The following is a 19,161-nucleotide window of genomic DNA, read 5'->3' as shown; positions in this document are numbered from 1 at the left end:
CAGCCGTTTGAAAGTTCGACGGCCTATTTGGTTCTCTCCGGATCTTGACCCCGGCAGGAGGAAAGCATGACTGAGACTAACGTTACCCTATCGGACGCCGCGGCGAAGCGAATCGCTGCGATCGTCGGCGCGGAGACCGGCAAACGCGCGCTTCGCGTTGCCGTCGAAGGCGGCGGCTGTTCCGGTTTCTCCTATAAATTCGATCTCGTCGAAGGCCCGGAAGATGATGATATCGTTGTCGAAAAGGACAACGCCACCGTGCTGATCGACCAATTGTCGCTGGTCTATATGGCCGGTTCCGAAATCGATTTCGTCGATAATCTCCTCGGCCAATCCTTCCAGATCAAGAATCCGAATGCGGTCGCAAGCTGCGGCTGCGGCACGAGCTTCTCGATCTGAGGCTTTCCCCTTTTCCACAGCTTGATCGCCGGCCGGGAGCCATCGCTCCGGGCCGGTTTTGATATGGGCTGTAGTCAAGCCCGTCGGCTGCAGATACAACAGGGCGAAGCAAAGGAATGAGCTATCCATGAAAATCGCCACCTGGAACATCAACGGTGTCAAAGCGCGTATTGAAAACCTCTGCCAGTGGCTGAAGGATTCGAGCCCGGACATCGTCTGCCTGCAGGAGATCAAGACAATCGACGAAGGTTTTCCGCGGCTGGAGGTCGAGGCGCTCGGCTATCATGTCGAGACCCACGGGCAGAAGGGTTTCAACGGTGTCGCCATCCTCTCAAAGATCAGGCCGGATGAGGTGACGCGGGGGCTGCCCGGCGGCGACGGGGATGAACAGTCGCGCTTCATGGAAGCGGTGTTTTCCGTGCCGGGCCACGGCGCTCTCCGCGTCTGCTGCCTTTATCTGCCGAACGGCAATCCGGTCGATACCGAGAAATATCCCTATAAGCTCGCCTGGATGGAGCGCCTGCGCAAATTCGCGTCGGATCGCCTCGCGCTCGAGGAGCCCCTCGTGCTCGCTGGCGACTACAATGTCATTCCGGAGCCGCATGACTGCTTCGATCCGAAGGTCTGGGAAAGCGATGCGCTGTTCCTGCCACAGACGCGCCAATCCTTCCGTCAGCTCGAACATCTCGGCTTTATCGATGCCGTGCGCGCGACAACGGATGCGGTGAAGCTTTACTCATTCTGGGATTACCAGGCCGGAGCATGGCCGAAGAACAATGGCATCCGCATCGATCACCTGATGCTCTCACCGGAAGCTGCCGATCGACTCACTGCGACGGCAATCGAAAAGCATGTGCGCGCTTGGGAAAAGCCTTCCGACCACGTCCCGGTCATCGCGCATCTCGATTTCGCCAACTAAAGCATTCCAGGAAAAGGTCTCGCGGTTTTCCGTCCGGACTGCACAGGAAATAAAGAGACAGAGCGTCTTCGCGATCCGAAGGAAAGCGGAAAGGCTTAGACGTCAGCCTAAAACAAGAGAGTTCGGCAACCGCCCCCATCGCGGCAACGGGGCAGTGAAAGCCGGCAATCAGTCAGAGCCGGCGACGTCAAGCTGATGGGCCATGGAGACCGCCACGCGACGGTCGTTCTCATTGGCAACGGAAAATGCCTGCTCCTGCAGGTCTTCCATCCAGCTGCAGTCCTTCGGCTTGCACTTGTCCAGTGCCGCCGTCATGAAGGCGAGACCCCGGATGGATTGACCTTCCTGGAACAGGATATTGCCGAAGACGGCCATGGCACCCGGATGGCCGCTCTTGCGTGCCTGGTTCAGCCACTTCTTGGCCTGCTGCACATTGGTGGCGCCGCCCTCGCCCGTCAGCATCATCTGCGCGAGCTGAAACTGCGCTTCAGGAACGCCGAAGGTGGATGCAACCTGGAAATAAAGCTGGCGGGCCTGATTGAGATCGATCTTGACCGGGCTGTTGGCAATACCGGTCTTGTAGTAGCTGGCAAGCGCAAGCAGCGCGTTGATAAAGAAACCGGTATCTTCCGAACCCGGCTCCACGCCCTGCTGGGCGATCTCGCTATAGATCTTGAACGCTTCGAAATCGTTCTGCGTCACACCGTCGCCATCTGCATACATGTTGGCGAGAGCCCAGCGCGAGCCCGTATGGCCCTTTTCGGCGGCATAACGATAGGCTTCGACCGCCTCTTCCTTCTGCCCGTTCTTGTAGGCCTTGAAGCCGAACTTGAAGAGGTCGAACGGACCCGATTCCTTGGTGACACCGGCATTGATATCGAATGCCTTGGCTTGACCTGCCAACACCACTGCCGTGGCAAGGGACAGGCTGAGCATCATGACTCTCGCTGATATGAACTCGGACTTAAACATAACAGTCGATTTCTTTCGCTCCATTCGGGCCTGTCACGGCGCTTGCATGAACGCCGTCAGTTTCGCGAATGTTTTCCCTGATGGCGCATGAGACTGGATCATCCTTTGCAAAGACGGTTCCCATGGCATTCAACCGAGGCTGTTTGCCACAATTGCGAGCATAGCTTGCAATTATGTCCAAACCAGCATTCGTGCGGCCGTTATCGCATCCCATCGCCGAACCCGCGCTCTCATTCGCTTGCCGAGGAGTGAGATCGAACGTCGTCAGGCTGACGGTTTCCCTTGGCGGACAAAGACTTTTCCCCTGCATCGGAAGCATCACGGCCCCGATCCCGGATTGTTGCTTATGCCAAAGTGGAAGTTCACCCATCGATCGTTTACGCACTTTCTACAAGGCCAACCCCTGTGCCCACGTAATCGCTGCTCCCCATTTGTGGCGGGAAATGGACAAATTGTAATCTCATCACGTGGCTGCAATGTCTTGAAATAGAGTGTTGCTAATTCGTCACAAAGATTTGACCGACCTTGTGACTTCCTTAACCATAAATCCGGCAAAGAGGCCGGTTTGACGCTTCGATCCATCCAAGCCAGGCAAAGAAAAGCCGCGGGACTTGTCCAGGCCCGCGACCTTGTCGATATGATGAGGCGATAGACGATAAGCTTGTCAATCCAACGACTTATCGTCAGAAGCTGACTTTCACCGACGTCTGAAGAGCGGCGACCAGGTCATTGCCGAAGCTATAGGTCGCATCATCGCCATAGACGATGCCGCCGCGGGTGACAGGCCCGGATTTGCCTGATGTCATGAGGCCAAGCGCGCCGCCGAAGTTGAACTGAACGTGCTCCGTCGCCTTGTAGGCAACACCTGCGCCGAGTGTCCATGTGTCGGAGTTCATGCCGTAGCCGTCGCTCGTACCGCGATCCCAGCTCAGGCTGATCGCGCCGCTCCATTTGTCATTGAATTTATGCCCGATACCGCCCGTGATGGTCCAGCCGTCGCGATACAGAAGGTCAAGCGAGGTCAATTGGGTCGGACCGCCGGTCCTGCAGGCTATGCTGCGGGTCGAGGTCGGGCAAAGGGCGATGCTTTGCAGGACGCTCCAATTCGTCCATTTGACCGAGCCGAAGGCCAGCCAGTCCGGCGCGATGCCACTCTGCACTTTCCACTCCAGCGAGTCCGGGGCGTCCGCAGACCCGAAGACGGAGGTGACCGAGCCGAAGAACGGCCGAATCGGCGGCAGCTCGGTCAGATCCACACTGCCCTTGAGATTGTCGTACTTGACCCGGCTGTTGTAGACGAGACTCGTGCGGAAGGCATATTCGGGGATTTCATAGGCCAGGCCGGCGCGCCAGCCCCAGCCGTGACCGTCCACATCGAGCGAGCCGACGCCGTCGTAGACAGAGGAAAGCGGAGCCGGGATGGCCGAGACGAGGCGTGATTTGAAACCGCTGACCTCCTGGTAGAAGCCGCCGCCGATGATGCGAAATTCGCCCGGACCAGCATCGAACTTGTACGAGCAGGTCGCTCCATAATTGTTCGTGCGGACCTTCACCTTGATTTCATTGTTGGCGCCAGCCCAGTTCTTGCCCTCATAAAGATACCCGCCGAATGGCTGGGAATAGTCGGCCATGCAGTCGATGTTGTCGGTGATGCCGATCTTGAAGGCGGCATAAGGCATCGCGTAATTTTTCGAGGCATCGGTCGAGTGGCTTCGGTTATTGAGATTGCCGTCTGTCGGATCGATGTCTTTCGCATTCTTCAACTTGCGGTCCGGCATGACATAGGTAACGCCGGACTCGAAGACATAACGACCCTTGTCGAAGAGCAAGTCGATGTCATAACCGGAACGATCGAGGCCGCCCGCAAAGGCTGCGCTCGCAAAAGACGTACCGATGACGAATGAAACTGCGCTCCTCAACGCAATAGAAAATGCCATTGTAACTCCCCCACGTGTGCATTCGCTTTTTCGATTGTTGCGACGATCACTTGAATTGGCAATGCGGCCTACAAGAGATGAAACCCGGTAAAAGAGTGATTGATTTACGTAAGAAAACGAACTGCGCCGCACAAAAACTGTGCAATTAGGTAAATTTTTCCTTTTTAATGTCATTTTCTTCCCTGCTTAGATTTTTATTCTTCGCGGCAATAATCCTGTTACAATATGACAACAGCTCTGCTTTTCACGAACAGCGAGCGGATTTCCATGTAATATGTTTTGCCTGTGTGAAACTGGCGGTGGATTAGGGCGCACGGCTCAGTTCATCGACATCGAATCAAAGAAACAAACAAGAAAGGCACGCAACGTAAGCCGCGTGCCTTGCATCAAATTTGAAAGCATGTCGTGCAAAGGCGTACAGCGATTTGCGATTACGACATGCACAAGATCAAGAACTTAGGCGAATCTGAAAGATCCGCGATACGCTTCAGTTCTCTCTTTCTCAGCTCGCTTCACTGACCCGCGCCAGTGCCACCTTCAGGCTCGCCTGTTGCCCTTCGAGTTCACCGAGGCGCTCACGCTCGGCGGCGACCACATCCGGATTCGCGTTCGCAACGAACTTCTCGTTCGAAAGCTTGCCGTTGATGCGCGCGATCTCCTGGTCGTTCTTGGCGATCGCCTTTTCAAGGCGCGCCTTTTCGGCCGAGAGATCGATGAGGCTGCCGAGCGGCAGGCAGACGGTCGCCTCGCCGACAACGATCTGTGCCGCACCTTTCGGCGCGGTATCGGCAAGCGAGACCGCTTCCACACGCGCCAGCCGCTTGATGGCGGCGTCGTGACGGAACAGTCGCTCCCGAGTCAGGCTGTTCGCATCGACGACCACCAGCGGAGCGGTCGCTGCCGGAGGCACGTTCATTTCCGAGCGCACCGAACGAATGCCGGAAACAAGGTCGATCAGCCAGTTGATTTCATCGGCGGCAACATCATCCGCATAGGAAGGCGTCGGCCAATCGGCATGGCAGATCAGGCCGTCGCGCTCATTGCCCTCGCCGGCCGTATGCGCCCAAAGCTCTTCGGTCATGAAGGGCATGAACGGATGCAGCAGCTTGTAGGTTTCTTCGAGAACATAAGCAGCGCAGGACTGGGCTTCCGCCTTGGCGTTCTCGTCGTCACCGTTGAAGATCGGCTTCAGCAGTTCAAGATACCAGTCGCAGAACTGGTTCCAGATGAAGCGATAAAGCGCGCTTGCTGCATCGTTGAAGCGGAAGCTTTCCAGCGCTTCGGTAACGTCGCGCTCGGCACGCGCCAGCTCGGTCAGGATCCAGCGATTGACAGTGAGTTCGGCTGCTTCCGGCACGAAATGCGGGTCGCTCTTGGCGCCGTTCATCTCGGCAAAGCGCGTCGCGTTCCAGAGCTTGGTGCCGAAATTGCGATAGCCGGCGATACGGGCCGGATCGAGCTTCACGTCGCGCCCCTGCGCCGCCATGATCGCCAGCGTAAAGCGCAGGGAATCGGCGCCGTACTGGTCGATCAGTTCCAACGGATCGATGACGTTGCCCTTGGACTTCGACATCTTCTGTCCGTTCTTGTCGCGCACCAGCGCATGGACATAGACCGTGCTGAATGGCTCGACAGGCTCGCCGTTCTCATCCTTCATGAAATGCAGGCCCATCATCATCATGCGGGCAACCCAGAAGAAGATGATGTCGAAGCCGGTAACGAGGACATTCGTCGGATAGTAGCGCGCCAATTCCGGCGTCTCATCCGGCCAGCCGAGCGTCGAGAACGGCCAGAGCGCGGACGAGAACCAGGTATCGAGCACGTCTTCGTCGCGCGTCAGGATTTCGCCCGGCTTGAAGTTCTCCAGCAGGTCCTCGACATAGGCCTTCATCGGCCCCTCATGCGAGAGATAATGCTGGATCGCCGCCTGCAGCGCCTCTTCTTCGGTCTTCTCAACGAAGACTTGACCATCCGGTCCATACCAGGCGGGAATCTGGTGACCCCACCAGAGCTGACGCGAAACGCACCACGGCTGAATGTTTTCCATCCAGTCGTAATAGGTCTTGTCCCAGCTCTTCGGAACGAGCTTCGTGCGGCCGTCGCGGACGGAGGCGATCGCCGGTTCGGCAAGCGTCTTGGCGTCGACATACCACTGCTCGGTCAGGCGCGGCTCGATCGGCACGCCGCCACGGTCGCCATGGGGAACCATGTGCTTGTGCGGCTCGACCCTATCCAGCAATTCGGATTCTTCGAAAATGCGGACGATGATCTTGCGCGCCTCGAAGCGATCCTTGCCTTCCAGCTCGTCCCATGCGCCATGCAAGGCGGCCGGATGATCGAGACCTTCGAGGAAATCCTCGTTGTCCTTGATGGTTATGGTGGCTTCCGGGGTCAGAATATTGACGACGCGCAGACCGCGGCGCTTGCCGACTTCGAAATCGTTGAAATCATGCGCAGGCGTCATCTTCACCGCGCCCGTGCCAGCCGTCGGATCCGGATATTCGTCGGCGACGATCGGGATGCGCCGACCGACGATCGGCAGGATGACGTGCTTGCCGATGATCGACTTGTAGCGTTCGTCGCTCGGATTGACCGCGACGCCGGTATCGCCGAGCATTGTCTCGGGACGGGTAGTGGCGACAACGAGATAGTCGCGCGTCTCCCATTCCGTCGGCTTGCCCTCGTCATCGAAGGCAATCGGATGCTGATAGGTGACGCCCGGCTCCAGCGGATAGCGCAGGTACCAGAGATTGCCGTTGACCTCGTGCTGCTCGACCTCGATATCCGAAATCGCGGTCAGCATCTTCGGATCCCAGTTGACCAGCCGCTTGTCGCGATAGATCAGGCCTTCCTTGTAGAGCGTGACGAAGACTTCGAGAACGGCCTTGGACAGGCCCTCGTCCATGGTGAAGCGTTCGCGCGACCAGTCGCAGGAGGCACCGAGGCGCTTGAGCTGGTTGAAGATCAAGCCGCCCGATTCCGCCTTCCATTCCCAAACCTTCTCGATGAAGGCTTCGCGTCCCATGTTGTGGCGATCCGGCTGCTGGCGTTCGGCCAGGCGACGCTCGACGACCATCTGCGTGGCGATGCCGGCATGGTCCATGCCAGGCTGCCAGAGAACGTCCTTGCCGCGCATGCGCTCGAACCGCACCATGATGTCCTGCAGCGTGTTGTTCAGCGCATGGCCCATGTGCAGCGAACCCGTCACGTTCGGCGGCGGAATGACGATGGTGAAGGTTTCCGCACCCGGCTTGGCGTTCGCGCCGGCGCGAAAGGCGTCGGCCTCATCCCATTTTTGGGCGATCTTCGGTTCGACGGCGGCGGAATCATATGTTTTGTCGAGCATTTTATGACCGGATCTTGAGGATTGGATGATGCGGGTTGTAAATAGGATGGCTGTGGGCAAGTCAATAAAAAAGCCGCCCCGGAGCCCGGAGCGGCGGATCTACTACCCGAAGCTCAGGCTGTCAGCGGCGCGGGCCGCGGGCCACTCGTTCGATTTCCTCGCGCACGAGGCGCTCGACGAGGGTCGGCAGATTATCGTCGAGCCATTCCTGCAGCATGGGGCGCAGCATTTCCTGAGCCAGTTCATCGAGGGAGCGGCGCGGGCCGCCATCGACGATGGCGGCAAGCTCTTCAAACGAACGGGTAACCTGCGCGCCGGCTGCTTCAGACATCAGCGGCGATGCAGACACGAGCTGCGCCGGCGGCAGGGACGCTTCCATTTCCGCCGCAACGGCAGCGGTCGGCTCCGGGGCAGCGACCGTCGGCTGCAATTCTTCCCTTCCGGATTCGGCACCGACCTCTGCGGCAGCCTGCGTAGCCAGTGAAGCTGCCGGCGCTGCGATATCGGCAATGGTTTGCCGCAGCGGCACATCGGCTATCGGCTCGACATGGACTTCGGCAAGACGCGCGGCCATGGCCGGCGGCAATTCACGCGGCTGCGGGGGCTCGCGCCCGGCATTCAGCAATGCAGCGGCGTTGCGTTCGGATGCAGCGCGCACGCGCGCGGCGACATCCGCCAGCGACAAGCCGCGACCGGCACCATCCGGCTCGGCAACGGGCATTTGCGAGTTTGCGGCGACGAAACGCGGGTCCTGCTCCGCGGCACGGGCGCGATCCGCGGCAGCGAACTCTTCATCCACGGTCAGCGGAATATCGTCGTCGCGCATGCTGGAAGCGGCAAGATGAGGGGAGGAAATCGGCTTGGTGCCTACAGGCTCGTTGCTTTCGATGATCCTGCGGATCGATGCCAGGATCTCTTCCATGGACGGTTCACGCACTACATTTGGCTGAGCCATATTCATCCCCGTTTTCCATATTCAACGACCGGAAACGCGCCAACACGGCACCCGAATCAGGGCCACCCTAGATGACTGCCTTCGGGAAAAAAATCACCGTCAAAGCACTAAACCCGGTGATGCACAGTTTTGTTACGACCACGACGAATCGCTCCATCGCCTGCGATTCTGCCACAGGCGACGGCAATAAAAAACAGGCGCCACGAGGCGCCTGTCGCAAGCTGGATTATCAGACCGTTCTGAAAATCAGAATACGAATTCCTTGGCCTTGGCAAAGCCCGGCAGCGGCTTGATCGATGCGTTGAAAAAGACGTTTTCCGAGAAGGCGCCGCGTTCGCGCATGAAAACAGTGGCGCGGGCGGCATGGCCATAGCCGATGACCGTGATCAGGCGGCCGTCTTCGCCGAGTTGGTCGAGCAGTCCCTGCGGCAGCTGCTCGATCGAGCCATCGATAAAAATCACGTCATAGGGGGCATTGCCGGCGTACCCCTTTTCCAGATCACCGGTGACGACCGTGACATTGTCATAGCCGAGTGCGGCGATATTGGCCTTGGCCTGAGCGGCAAGTTCCTCATCGCTTTCGAGGGCGACGACCTTTTCGGCGAGCAGCGACAGGATGGCGGCTACATATCCAGTGCCGCAGCCGACATCGAGAACCTTGTCTTGCTTGGTGATGACGCCAAGCTGCAGAAGCTTTGCCAATGGCGATGCCTCCATGAGAAAGCGGGCCGGCTTGCCGGCCGACGCAGCGGCGATCTCGATGTCATTGTCGATATAAGCCAGGAGCTTTGACTTCTCCGGCACGAAATTTTCGCGCGGTACCGTCAAAAAGGCGTTCAACACGGAATGGGAGGTGACATCCGTCGTCCGGATCTGGTTCTCGACCATCTTCACGCGCGCTGCTTCGAAATCCATCTTGTCCTCTTGCGCCCTTCATGCCCGAACGGGCCTGCTCTGCTTTCTGTTACGCGTGTCTTAATCGCCTGACGCCACGCTTTCAAGGCATTGCGGCAACTGGGGCGGAGATTCATGGCCAGGCGTCGCCCGCGCACAACAAACGGCGCCCTGGAATGCGGGTCCGACCTCTCGACAAATCCCGTTGCCGACGACATCGCGCTGCTCGCCGTGCTTCAGATCGAAGCATCCGTTAGTAAAATGTTAACTTCCCAGGACCACGCTTCATAACCTGGAACCGCCTGAGTGTGGTCACAGATCAACCTTCCGGCCCGAAGCCTTTCGGGTTAAGACTAAATTCGAATAGAAGGTGACTGGGATGCCCGTCTCTCTCGTTCTTTTCGTTGCAACCTCGTTGCCGCTCGTGGTCTTCCTGGCTGCCAGTCTTTCTTCCATGATGTAGGTTTCCGAATGAGGCTTTCGCTCTCCCTCGCAGCGCTTCTCCTTCTTCTGCCTCAAGGCGCATCGAGCGAGGAAGCACCGCAGGAGGCGACGCCCATCATCGGACACGTCGTGACCGGCAAACAGCTCGACGAATGGTGCGAAGAGGATCGCACGCTCGCTTCGGCCTATATTCAGGGCATTCTCGACGAAGCACAGCGGACGAAAAACCTGACAATCCGTGCCACCAAGCAGACGCCGAAGAACTCGTCCCGCTACGAGCGCTATCTTCAGCAATTCGTCGGCGCTTTCTGCCTGCCGCCCGATCTCAGCAACACAAAGGCAACCGCGATCGCCTGCAAGTGGATGGCGGAACACTCATGGCAGCTCGAACGCCCCGCCAGTTCGCTGATCGCACGCTCCTACAAATTCGCCTTTCCATGCCTCGAGGAATAGGCATTCCCAGTCCCTGCGGCTTCAACTCCCATAAGCAATTGAATCTTCCAAAATCCCACCCCAGCATGAAGACCCGTGGAACAATGCCTTTGCTTTGGCCCACGTCACCGAGGCACGCCACATCTCATTCCCGTTGACAATTAGTAAGTAAAACTTATAATTAGGACGCTGAATTTGATTGACCTCTAGTCCAGCGAAAGGCGGCCCAGTTTTTTCCCTAGACTGGACCGCTTTTGCTTTTCCGGACGTGACGATCGCCGCAACACCCAGCTGCGCCTCACGATATTTCCGCCGCCCGGTCTGCAGAAATGCCATCTCCCCTGTACCTTAAGCGTCATTTCAGTTTCAAATGCGACGCTGCGGTGGGGGGAATCTCTATGGAATTGCCGAGGTCGCGGTGGTCTACGCTGACGTCGTGCGAGCGCAACAAGCTCGCTCGGCTGGTCATGGAGATGCTGCTGCCAATCTTCGCAGTTCTGACGCTGCTTAGCGTCGCGTTGCTTATCCTGACGACATAATGCGAACAGGTCGCCACTGACACGTACAGCAATCCAAAACGGTGGTGTGGATAACTATGCCCGCCGAACGAACGGCAAATGGATCGGTTTCAACCACCACATGCTTTAGAAATCGAACAGAACATTTTTCAAAAATTGCCTCTTGCGGTTTTCTTTGGATCATTCTAAATCCGCGCCACCACAACGCAAATTGTTTCCTGATGGCCTCGTGGCGGAGTGGTTACGCAGAGGACTGCAAATCCTTGCACCCCGGTTCGATTCCGGGCGAGGCCTCCATTCTTTCTCTAAGCCAATTGCAAACAATTGATAATACGCCACTATTTTCGAGGTGTGGCAATTTGGACTTGAACCGTTCCGCCACACTAAAATGAGGTGTGGCAATCCGTTCCTCTTTTCTTTCAATCTTGATCACACCCAAAGCAGAACCTGCCCAAGCGCGCAGTCATCTGATTATCCACTCTTGATTTTCCGCCGATCGGGTCCACCCTGAGGCAATGAGCTATATTCCACCACCAACCTTGCCGCCGGGAGATCCGGACCGGCACCTGAAATGCCAAGACGCAGTCCACGTCGCATTCAGCGATCTTGCGCGGGCGGCTGTTGAAGCTGGATGGGATGAGCAGGAGGTCGCGACTGCCCTCGTCGAGGTTGCTGATGCTCACGTCCTCACCGTGATCGAGAACGCAGGCTTAGACGTTGCCTTGGACCAGATCAAAAAGCGCTTTCGGCCGGAATAGGCTTGACCGTTCCAATAGCCGCCAAAGATGAGGCTATCTGCAGTGTCTTCGAGCCGGCTTGACTCTTCTCCAAAATGAGAACATTTTGAGAACAAATTGAGGAAGACGCCATGAGTACCGCCGAGAAATTCATTGTCCTGCCGTATCGCAAGAACCGTGGCAACCTGGTGCCGGGCGAGATGCGCCAGGCGACAAGCATTCCATCTGCGGAGAAGATCGCGGCCTCAATGGCTTCGCGATTTGTTGGCGTTGCGGCTTATGCCGTCATGGTCGACGAAGAGACCGGCGACATGTCGTCGCCCCGGCTGCTCGCGAAGCATGGCGAAATCGCCGACCTGAACGCCGCCTGAGATAGACAGAAAACATGAAGAGAAGGCTCGCCGCGCTGCGGCGGGAGCGGAGACGTGCGCAACGTTGAACCTGCCACTTCCCCACCAAACATGCTCGCGGATCATAAGGGGGAAACGGTCGATTTCATCTGCGAGGACTGCGAGATCCTGAAGCGCATAAAGCCGGCCGCTCTGTTGGAAGAACATGGCAATCAGACGATGCCGTCGCTTCTGCCGTTGGTCGCAAAGTCGCTGGGATGCAAACGCACAGAGAACGCCTTCTATGATCGATGCAAGATGCACTTTCATTTCTCGCCCGACGAATGGGCGAGGCGGATGGGCTACATCGATCCGAAGGCGAAGGAGAAGGATACGCTCAGCTTTTCCGATTTGAGGGAATGGCATAGGCTTTACGCGCATTGCCCGTGCGGGAGGAAAAGCGAGGTCGAACCGAAGAGGCTGGAAAAGGTGCTTGGGAAGAGAGCGTCGATCGCCGACGCGGCGCGGCTGCTCAGGTGCAAGAAGTGCGGCGTCAAGGGGATGGCAAAGATTGTCGTTGTCTCGCAGGCAAGAGGGTAGAGGAGTCTTGAATGTGCAATCTCTATAATGTCACGACCAATCAGGAAGCCATTCGGCAGATTACCAGGGCGATGACCGACAGCATCGGCAACCTTGAGCCGGAACTGGACCTCTATCCCGATCAGATGGCGCCGATCGTTCGGAACACGCCGGCCGGCCGAGAACTGGTCAAGGTCCGCTGGGGATTGCCGTCGTCTCAAAAGGCGCAATTGGACGCGGCAACCAAACGCGCCGACAAGCTTCGCGCCAAGGGCAAGGAAGTGAACTTCGATGAGCTTCTGAGGATGGAGCCGGATGGCGGAACGACGAACGTCCGCAACACCTCGAGCAGACATTGGGCGCGATGGCTTGGCGTGGAAAACCGCTGCGTGGTGCCGTTCACGCGGTTCGCCGAGCCGGACCCGGCAAGCAAGATCGAGGGAGGGAGAACGCCGAACGCCTGGTTCGCAGGCAGCGCGGACGAGCCGCTGATGTTCTTTGCGGGCCTATGGGTGCCGCAATGGCGATCCGTGAGGAAGGTGAAGGAGGGAGAGATAACGGTCGATCTCTTTGGCTTTCTGACGACGGAGCCGAATGGGGTCGTCGCGCCGATCCATCAGAAGGCGATGCCGGCCATCCTTCGCAATCAAGACGAGGTCGAGACGTGGCTTACCGCGCCATGGCAGGAAGCAAAGGCGCTCCAGCGGCCGTTGCCAGACGACGAACTGGTGCTGTTGCCACCAAGGAAAACCAAAGGAGAAGTACAATGATCGCTAGTCGCGTCGAGAGATTGGAAAAGACGATCGTCGAGCTAGATGCCCGCTGTCTTATGCATGATTTCCTCATAGGCCATCTGCTCGGGAGCCTCGGATCTGCATCCGGGGATATACGAGGATTTACGAATGCTGTTATCCAACAGGTCGGGCTTGATATCCGCGACAATGGAATGCGCGCCCTCGGCACGCCAGATGCACAACGGTTCGCCGATGCGCTAAAGACTTTGGAGTATTTCTCAGAATCGCTGCTAGGCTCTATGGACCGGGCGATTAAAGGACAAATGAACTGAGATGAGCGACGAAACCAGTGCGGTGCTAATCCACACGCCGTCGGCCATGCATGAGCATTATTGCGAGCATTCCGGCTGCCAGGCATGGGGCGGCTTCGGCTATGACATCGGCAAGGGCGAGACAAAGTGGTTTTGCTTCGAGCATCGGTGGCTGGACTATCGCCAGCCGCGGTATGGGGATCGCCCTAGAGGCTGACGTGCGGCGCCACAACAAAAAGCGGCTCCGAGGAACCGCTTAAATTTGGTTCAACTCTATTAAACCCCTAAACGGTGAATGACGTGTAGATGGCCCACCGGCCAACCGACTTCGCTTTAATGGTGACCTGTTCATAGTCTGGAACGGTATCAAGCAATTCCGAAATCTGGTGCGAAAGTCGGCGGATCGTGACGCGAGGATCTTCTCGAACTTCGTCGGTCAAAGAAGGGGCCAGAGCTGCAACGTGAGAAGTTGCAGCGAGTACAAGACCGCCTTTGAGGACTGTGCGGCGGTCCATTATGCTGCCCTCCCCGCCTTGATCTCGTCAGGAACACGAGACGTGAAATATTCGAGTCCCTTTGCGGTGATGTACGAGCGAGGGCGCGCTTTGTCGTCTACGATCTCGCTTTTCACCTCAAAAATTCCTGCCTGAATATACTGGATGCGTGGGACAAGGGCGGTCCCTTGGTAGAACATGTACTTCTGTTTGAGCCATCGGACGAAAAGGTTCGGACGGCAATTCATCGATCGAGCGGCATTCTGCAAAGTGTAGAGGCCATCGGCGTTGATATAGGCGTCGTAGAAAGACGTCTTCGGCTTATCCGCTTCGATCTTGCTTTCCAGCGCCAGAACCTTTTCGACATTATCAAGAAGGAGCTTACGCAGGGAAAACGGGTCGTTGAGCGCGACCGAAGGGTCGGCGACAATGCCCTCAAGTTCACGGAGTCGGGCGAGCACCTTTCGCCGAAGCGGAGCGCTGTAGCCGAGCAGAAGAGTTTCGGTCAGCTCGCGGTCGAGACGGAACTCATGCTGCTCCCGGTTCATGCTGTCGAAATAGATGTGAGCAAATTTGCTCACATCTTCTGACAGGTCGGAAAGCATGCGCTCGATATCGCGTTTCACGTCAGGATGGCGCTTGCCTGTTAGCTCGGCAATTTCGCGGCTGGACATTGTTACAGGCATACCACCTGTGATATTGATCATGTCGTTCATATCGGAACCTCAATTTCCGGTGTGATGTTGAATCCGCTCTACGAAAGCGGTCTTCCAGTTGACGGCGGGGAATGCCGACCAAAGCTATTTCCCCGCCGTCGCTTTCTGGCTCTCCTTGATGAGCCGAATTATCTCGTCATTGACTGATGTAAAATTCTCGTTGGCCCGCTGGGCGATCCAGTCACGCAAATTTTGCGGAAGCCTCACGGTGAGACTCGACCTCTTAACCTTTTCCATGTACTCCTCTTAGAGACGTCAATTAGACGTCAATACATTATCAGACGTCTAATTGACGTCAAGCGTCAAAATGGTGTCAAAATGGAAAAAGAACCTGAAATCATTCGCACCAGTTTGAGGTTGCCAATTGCCCTTTACAACAAGATTTTCGCAGCCGCAGAAAAGCGTGGAGTGACGATGCACGCGGAAATCCTTTCTCGGCTAGAAGAGACGGACATGGCAAAGGACGCTCTTATTAAAGCCGTCGAGATGCTAGAAGATCTGAAACGCCGGTCGTCCGATGAAATGAAGGTGCTTCGCTGGCTGCTTGAGCAACAGAAGCTGATGAGTTCCCTAATTGAGGAAATTGCCGCCTCAGATGGCAATTTAGACCCAACCTTCGTTAAATCCCTACGTCGTATTGTTGCGACGAAAGGAAAGGACAATAGCTTTCCGAAGCTTACTCAGGACGACGAGTAGGCCCGTGTTTTTGGCGCCCCGGTCTGGCCAATTCATCGCGGGCGGAATACTCCCGGCGACGGCTTTCCAGTCATCATATCGACCTTCGATCCGACGACTTCGACCTTTGTCGAGATGGCGGACATATCTTTGCGGAGAAGATCGAAGCCGGTTTGCATCGTCTGCCGCATCGCATCCTGCCCATTGATCATCAGGTCAGCCAAGCGGTCCATGCGGGCATTGGCAACTTCCTGCCCCTTCTTCAGCTCAACGATATCCTTTGGGGCGCTGGCAACATCAGCGAGAGCCTTCTTTGTTTCGGCTTGGAACGTGTCGGAGATCTGCATCCGCGCCAGGCCGCGCTGGTCGATGACCTGAACCTTCGCCTCCAATGCCGCATAGCGGTCCCAGCCGGCCAGAGCCAAGGCGAGCAGCGGAAGAAGAGTGCCGAGATTGAAGTCGAAGATGATCCGAGGCCTGTTCATAGCCGTGTCCTCTTTGCCTGTGCCCATTTAATCCGCGCCCTGCCCTATGAAATGCTAGATGGAATGCCACGCCAGCAGCAAAAGAGCCGCGAGCGTGGAAGAGAATGTGAGGAAGCCGAGAAGGTTCGCGGCAGACTTCATTTCGAGGCGGAGCTGGAGTTTGCCCTGCCGGACATCCGGTCGCGGTCCCAGGCGGCGCAATCGTCTGCCAACCGGTCGCGATTGTCGGCAGTCACCTCCCAACGCTGATTGATCCAGCGAAATTTTTCGCCGACCTTGGGAATGACGCGCTCGACATGAGCAGTGCATGCAGCCGGCATGGGCGGCGGCGGAGACGAGGCCTGTACTTCGCCCCTCACCTTTGCGGACCTCTCCGCACGCTCCTCGAGCGTCTGGCACCCCTTGGTGCTCATCAGTGCGAGAGCGACCGGGAGCAGGAGGATCAGCGCTTTGCGTTCCATTTCTCATCCTCCTCGGTCCAGCGGCCGCCGTCTGGGGCCGTGTCTGCCTTGATCCGCGCTTCAAGGTCCTGCTGCGCTTTTGTCTTGGCATGGATTGCCGCGTCAGCGCGTTCCGATGCCTCAGTGGTCATCTGCTCCGCGCGCAGGCGATCTTCCTTCTCCTTGGCCAGCTGAGCCGCCAAGGTATCGCGTTCGAACTTCGTCACCATGTCGGCTGTCGCCAGCTTCACTTGCTGGGCAGCGTAGGTGTGGACCCTGCCGGCGGTGAGGTCGCCGGCGATCGGAATATCAACGAGGCCAAAGCCGCCGACAACGGGCCAACTCTCCGGAAAGGCGATGCGGCTGGCGCCTGGCACGCCCTCCTCATAGAGAAGCAGACCGATGAACAGGACGCCGCCTATTCCGATCAGGCGGCCGAGTGCGCTGAGGATCGCGAGCATCAAGATTCTCCGATGATCTGGTATTCAGGATCGAAATCCGGAAGCTCGACGGTCTGCCCAACGAGGCTGTGGGTGCAGTCCCCGAGGAACTGAATTCTTCCATCAGTCACGAACGAATGGCAGATTGCCGGCGGTGCGCCATCGATGCCCGCGTCTTTGCCGTTATATTGGACGAGAACGGACGGCGTGAAGGTTGGAGCGTCGGGGTTGCCGTTGTAGCCCCAACGCGGGCCGTCACCCTCGCCTACCACAACCATATGCGCGCCATCGCAGCCTGGACACCAGAACATCAGGCGGCCGCCCTGAACGCTTCGCAGCTTCTTGGAAATAGCAGCCATCGTCATGCCCCCTTCAAGCAATACATCTGCTCAAGAGAGCGCCGCTTGGTCAGGCCGGGGAGTTCGACCAACACGCCGTTCTTGCGGGCCTTGTTGTAGAGCGTGAGCCGCTGGCAGGCTTCCTTCACCTTGCCGGCATTCAGAAGGCCAGCGATAGGCCCGCAGAACGCACCATTGCCCAGATTGTAGCTGAAGTCGTTGAACGCCATCTGGACGTAGGGCGAGAGGTCGTCATAGCCCTTCACGCAAGCCGCGTTGCCCTGCTGGTAATGCGCCATCCGCTTTTTCAGCAGATCGAGGCATTCTTGCTGGCTGAAGGTGCGCCCCTTCATGTCCTTGGCATTCTGAGTTTCGCCATAGCAATATGTCAGGACGCCGATCGGGTCATTATAGACGTACCCGTAATAGCCCTCAGACGGGGCTGCCAATGTTGTGACGGCCATTGCTATGCCGGCGGCGACGGCTGCCCCACCGCCCTTCTTAACGTTGCTCTTCATCGCCGTACCGTGCCCTTATCTGCCGCTTGATCTTGGCGGCTGTGATCTTTTCCTGAAGTTTGGATTGGAAGGTGACGCGCGCCCAAATCGCGAGAACGCCGACCGCAGCGATCAGGATTTGAACGATCTCGCGGGTCCACCACGAGTATCCGGTTACCCACTGCTGGATGGCGTCGACGATCGGCTGCTCGAGCAATTGCAGGAGCACGCAGATCACCATCAGCCGCGAGGACCATGCGTGGAGGAGCACGGTCCAGGCCTCTGGAACAAGTTTCGGTTTCATGGGGTGTCCTACGAAATGCAGAGCGCACCGCCGCGAAATATTTCGTGGGGTACATTGTATTTTCCGTCTATGATTGATGTTGGCGAATTCGGCGCAGCCAGCTAAACGGTCAGCTTGAGACAAAAGCTGGAGCTGAGGATGAGAATTTCAGAACTCGACGGCCTGCGCGGCTGGGCGGCGCTTTCCGTGGTACTGTTTCATCTGTTTTGGGAGAGCTTCGGCGGTATTATTCCCGCGTATCGCTCCTTTTTCGTAAACGGATTGATCAATGGGCAGACCGCCATTGCAATCTTCTTTTTAGTGTCCGGCGCAGCACTGTCGGCACCTTTTCACATGGGCCGCGGCCAGAACTATTTGATATCCGCAGCGATCAGGCGCCATCTGCGCCTCGCACTGCCAATTCTTGCCGCTGCCTTGCTGGTATATTTACTATTTCACCTTCATCTTATGAAAGGTCCAGAAGCGTCGGTGTTTGTGAAGCGAGAGGATTGGCGCGGGCTAAACTGGGTTGCGGATGTCACTCTCAAGAACGTATTTTACTTCTCGTTCGCTGGCGTATTTGCCCCAACGCAGATTCAATCCGATATGGTGCCGTTTCTATGGACCATGGCGATTGAGTTCGCGGGATCGATCATCCTTTTCCTGGCGCTTTTCTGCAGCGACGCAATGCGAAATCCTGGGATGGCCTTTTTGGTCGCCGGCTGCTTTCTGCTCGTCGTTTTCCCAAGCCTCGCATGCTTCTTCTTCGGATCGCTGATTGTTGAACGCCGGATTAAGCAGGAAAACCATTTTGTGCTAGATCATCCCATTATCGGTGTTTTGTCGATCCTTGGCCTCTACATCTTTAGCTGTGCCGCGCTTGCTTACGCCATCCCTGCCGTTGATCAGATCCGCACGGTAGTCTGCGCTCTCGTTCTCTATCAGGCGCTCAATTTTAGACCGTTCCGCAAGTTTCTATCAACCAACAGAATTTCGATCTTCCTCGGCAGAATATCATTCCCGATATTCCTCACACATTTTGCAGTCATCGGCGCTTTTATGGCTCCCCTGATTATCCGCTTTCACGATCATCTCGGACCAAAGACGACATTCGCGATCGGTGTGGTCACGGCAATGGCATGCGTAGGAGTCGCCAGAGCCTTTCTCCCAATCGAAAGAATTGGGCATATCGCAAGCGGCAAATTCACGGAATGGGTTGTCCGTCCGCACACAAATTCCATTGGACAATCTGCGGCCGCACCGAATAATATGTCGTCTTAGCCTTGC

At 57.1% G+C, this 19,161-nt stretch carries 28 protein-coding genes and 1 tRNA gene; 13 read left to right on the top strand and 16 right to left on the bottom strand.

Going from position 1 to position 19,161, the window contains the following annotated elements; translation table 11 throughout:
• Positions 1 to 66 precede the first annotated feature (66 nt).
• Complete coding sequence (gene erpA, locus PH552_RS12550; protein ID WP_112340960.1) at positions 67 to 399, top strand: iron-sulfur cluster insertion protein ErpA; 333 nt, start codon at positions 67 to 69, stop codon at positions 397 to 399.
• Positions 400 to 526: 127 nt separating this feature from the next.
• Positions 527 to 1,318, top strand: coding sequence for an exodeoxyribonuclease III (gene xth / locus PH552_RS12545; protein WP_285166063.1), 792 nt, complete (start codon positions 527 to 529; stop codon positions 1,316 to 1,318).
• Between the two features lie 168 nt (positions 1,319 to 1,486).
• On the opposite strand, the gene exoR is transcribed toward xth, so the two are convergent.
• From exoR to PH552_RS12515, 6 genes are all read right to left on the bottom strand, one after another.
• Positions 1,487 to 2,290 (bottom strand): exopolysaccharide production regulator ExoR, encoded by an 804-nt coding sequence (exoR, locus tag PH552_RS12540; RefSeq protein ID WP_112340962.1) that lies wholly within the window; start codon positions 2,288 to 2,290, stop codon positions 1,487 to 1,489.
• A complete protein-coding gene (locus PH552_RS12535; protein WP_183763491.1) occupies positions 2,283 to 2,660 on the bottom strand; it encodes a hypothetical protein in 378 nt (125 codons plus the stop codon). Before PH552_RS12535 ends, exoR begins: the two co-directional genes overlap by 8 nt.
• Positions 2,661 to 2,973: 313 nt before the next feature.
• Complete coding sequence (locus tag PH552_RS12530; RefSeq protein WP_112340964.1) at positions 2,974 to 4,227, bottom strand: OmpP1/FadL family transporter; 1,254 nt, start codon at positions 4,225 to 4,227, stop codon at positions 2,974 to 2,976.
• A 502-nt stretch (positions 4,228 to 4,729) separates the two neighbouring features.
• Positions 4,730 to 7,573, bottom strand: coding sequence for a valine--tRNA ligase (locus PH552_RS12525; RefSeq protein WP_183763506.1), 2,844 nt, complete (start codon positions 7,571 to 7,573; stop codon positions 4,730 to 4,732).
• A gap of 121 nt (positions 7,574 to 7,694) precedes the next feature.
• On the bottom strand, positions 7,695 to 8,528 hold the full coding sequence (locus tag PH552_RS12520; protein WP_183763509.1) for a PopZ family protein: 834 nt from the start codon (positions 8,526 to 8,528) through the stop codon (positions 7,695 to 7,697).
• Positions 8,529 to 8,774: 246 nt separating this feature from the next.
• Positions 8,775 to 9,443, bottom strand: a complete 669-nt coding sequence (locus PH552_RS12515; RefSeq protein ID WP_113249858.1) for a protein-L-isoaspartate O-methyltransferase family protein — start codon at positions 9,441 to 9,443, stop codon at positions 8,775 to 8,777.
• A gap of 450 nt (positions 9,444 to 9,893) precedes the next feature.
• On the opposite strand from PH552_RS12515, the gene PH552_RS12510 reads away from it, so the two are divergent.
• Positions 9,894 to 10,319, top strand: coding sequence for a Rap1a/Tai family immunity protein (locus PH552_RS12510; RefSeq protein ID WP_183763512.1), 426 nt, complete (start codon positions 9,894 to 9,896; stop codon positions 10,317 to 10,319).
• 21 nt (positions 10,320 to 10,340) lie between these two features.
• On the opposite strand, the gene PH552_RS12505 is transcribed toward PH552_RS12510, so the two are convergent.
• Positions 10,341 to 10,634: a hypothetical protein gene (locus PH552_RS12505; RefSeq protein ID WP_183763515.1), complete on the bottom strand. Its 294-nt coding sequence runs from the start codon at positions 10,632 to 10,634 to the stop codon at positions 10,341 to 10,343.
• A 62-nt stretch (positions 10,635 to 10,696) separates the two neighbouring features.
• Here PH552_RS12505 and PH552_RS12500 point away from each other — a divergent pair, with 62 nt between their 5' ends.
• From PH552_RS12500 to PH552_RS12465, 8 genes are all read left to right on the top strand, one after another.
• The gene (locus PH552_RS12500; protein ID WP_183768573.1) at positions 10,697 to 10,837 is read left to right on the top strand and encodes a hypothetical protein; all 141 of its coding nucleotides are present in this window, start codon (positions 10,697 to 10,699) and stop codon (positions 10,835 to 10,837) included.
• Positions 10,838 to 11,039: 202 nt separating this feature from the next.
• Positions 11,040 to 11,113 (top strand) — tRNA-Cys (locus PH552_RS12495).
• Between the two features lie 218 nt (positions 11,114 to 11,331).
• Entirely contained in the window at positions 11,332 to 11,574 is a 243-nt protein-coding gene (locus tag PH552_RS12490) for a hypothetical protein (protein ID WP_285166062.1), read from the top strand.
• Between the two features lie 110 nt (positions 11,575 to 11,684).
• Positions 11,685 to 11,924, top strand: a complete 240-nt coding sequence (locus tag PH552_RS12485) for a hypothetical protein (RefSeq protein WP_183762998.1) — start codon at positions 11,685 to 11,687, stop codon at positions 11,922 to 11,924.
• A gap of 315 nt (positions 11,925 to 12,239) precedes the next feature.
• Complete coding sequence (locus PH552_RS12480; RefSeq protein WP_285166061.1) at positions 12,240 to 12,482, top strand: hypothetical protein; 243 nt, start codon at positions 12,240 to 12,242, stop codon at positions 12,480 to 12,482.
• Between the two features lie 11 nt (positions 12,483 to 12,493).
• Positions 12,494 to 13,231 (top strand): SOS response-associated peptidase, encoded by a 738-nt coding sequence (locus tag PH552_RS12475; protein WP_285166060.1) that lies wholly within the window; start codon positions 12,494 to 12,496, stop codon positions 13,229 to 13,231.
• Positions 13,228 to 13,527: a hypothetical protein gene (locus PH552_RS12470; RefSeq protein ID WP_183763007.1), complete on the top strand. Its 300-nt coding sequence runs from the start codon at positions 13,228 to 13,230 to the stop codon at positions 13,525 to 13,527. The genes PH552_RS12475 and PH552_RS12470 overlap by 4 nt, the downstream gene beginning before the upstream one ends.
• 1 nt (position 13,528) lies before the next feature.
• Positions 13,529 to 13,723 (top strand): hypothetical protein, encoded by a 195-nt coding sequence (locus PH552_RS12465; RefSeq protein ID WP_285166059.1) that lies wholly within the window; start codon positions 13,529 to 13,531, stop codon positions 13,721 to 13,723.
• Between the two features lie 67 nt (positions 13,724 to 13,790).
• Here the strand turns inward: PH552_RS12465 and PH552_RS12460 are convergent, their stop codons facing one another.
• From PH552_RS12460 to PH552_RS33750, 3 genes are all read right to left on the bottom strand, one after another.
• Positions 13,791 to 14,021, bottom strand: coding sequence for a hypothetical protein (locus PH552_RS12460; protein WP_285166058.1), 231 nt, complete (start codon positions 14,019 to 14,021; stop codon positions 13,791 to 13,793).
• Positions 14,021 to 14,716, bottom strand: a complete 696-nt coding sequence (locus PH552_RS12455; protein ID WP_285166057.1) for a phage regulatory protein/antirepressor Ant — start codon at positions 14,714 to 14,716, stop codon at positions 14,021 to 14,023. The genes PH552_RS12460 and PH552_RS12455 overlap by 1 nt, the downstream gene beginning before the upstream one ends.
• 84 nt (positions 14,717 to 14,800) lie before the next feature.
• Positions 14,801 to 14,953: an Arc family DNA-binding protein gene (locus PH552_RS33750; protein WP_350223714.1), complete on the bottom strand. Its 153-nt coding sequence runs from the start codon at positions 14,951 to 14,953 to the stop codon at positions 14,801 to 14,803.
• A gap of 81 nt (positions 14,954 to 15,034) precedes the next feature.
• Between PH552_RS33750 and PH552_RS12450 the strand changes: the two genes are divergently transcribed.
• Entirely contained in the window at positions 15,035 to 15,412 is a 378-nt protein-coding gene (locus PH552_RS12450; protein WP_285166056.1) for a hypothetical protein, read from the top strand.
• 32 nt (positions 15,413 to 15,444) lie between these two features.
• Here the strand turns inward: PH552_RS12450 and PH552_RS12445 are convergent, their stop codons facing one another.
• The 6 genes from PH552_RS12445 to PH552_RS12420 all read right to left on the bottom strand — a co-directional run bounded on the left by PH552_RS12445 (position 15,445) and on the right by PH552_RS12420 (position 17,895).
• Positions 15,445 to 15,876: a hypothetical protein gene (locus PH552_RS12445; RefSeq protein WP_285166055.1), complete on the bottom strand. Its 432-nt coding sequence runs from the start codon at positions 15,874 to 15,876 to the stop codon at positions 15,445 to 15,447.
• A 137-nt stretch (positions 15,877 to 16,013) separates the two neighbouring features.
• The gene (locus PH552_RS12440; protein WP_285166054.1) at positions 16,014 to 16,337 is read right to left on the bottom strand and encodes a hypothetical protein; all 324 of its coding nucleotides are present in this window, start codon (positions 16,335 to 16,337) and stop codon (positions 16,014 to 16,016) included.
• The gene (locus tag PH552_RS12435; RefSeq protein ID WP_285166053.1) at positions 16,319 to 16,777 is read right to left on the bottom strand and encodes a hypothetical protein; all 459 of its coding nucleotides are present in this window, start codon (positions 16,775 to 16,777) and stop codon (positions 16,319 to 16,321) included. Before PH552_RS12435 ends, PH552_RS12440 begins: the two co-directional genes overlap by 19 nt.
• Entirely contained in the window at positions 16,777 to 17,115 is a 339-nt protein-coding gene (locus tag PH552_RS12430; RefSeq protein WP_285166052.1) for a ubiquitination-like system serine protease family protein, read from the bottom strand. Before PH552_RS12430 ends, PH552_RS12435 begins: the two co-directional genes overlap by 1 nt.
• 2 nt (positions 17,116 to 17,117) lie before the next feature.
• The gene (locus tag PH552_RS12425; RefSeq protein WP_285166051.1) at positions 17,118 to 17,612 is read right to left on the bottom strand and encodes a glycoside hydrolase family protein; all 495 of its coding nucleotides are present in this window, start codon (positions 17,610 to 17,612) and stop codon (positions 17,118 to 17,120) included.
• On the bottom strand, positions 17,596 to 17,895 hold the full coding sequence (locus tag PH552_RS12420; RefSeq protein WP_285166050.1) for a hypothetical protein: 300 nt from the start codon (positions 17,893 to 17,895) through the stop codon (positions 17,596 to 17,598). Before PH552_RS12420 ends, PH552_RS12425 begins: the two co-directional genes overlap by 17 nt.
• A gap of 138 nt (positions 17,896 to 18,033) precedes the next feature.
• On the opposite strand from PH552_RS12420, the gene PH552_RS12415 reads away from it, so the two are divergent.
• A complete protein-coding gene (locus PH552_RS12415) occupies positions 18,034 to 19,155 on the top strand; it encodes an acyltransferase family protein (RefSeq protein WP_285166049.1) in 1,122 nt (373 codons plus the stop codon).
• Positions 19,156 to 19,161 lie beyond the last annotated feature (6 nt).

It is taken from the genome of Rhizobium aureum (genome assembly GCF_030182495.1).
GTDB lineage: Bacteria > Pseudomonadota > Alphaproteobacteria > Rhizobiales > Rhizobiaceae > Rhizobium > Rhizobium tropici_C.
Note: the sequence above shows the minus strand (reverse complement) of the source record. Positions and strands in the feature narration are given on the sequence as shown.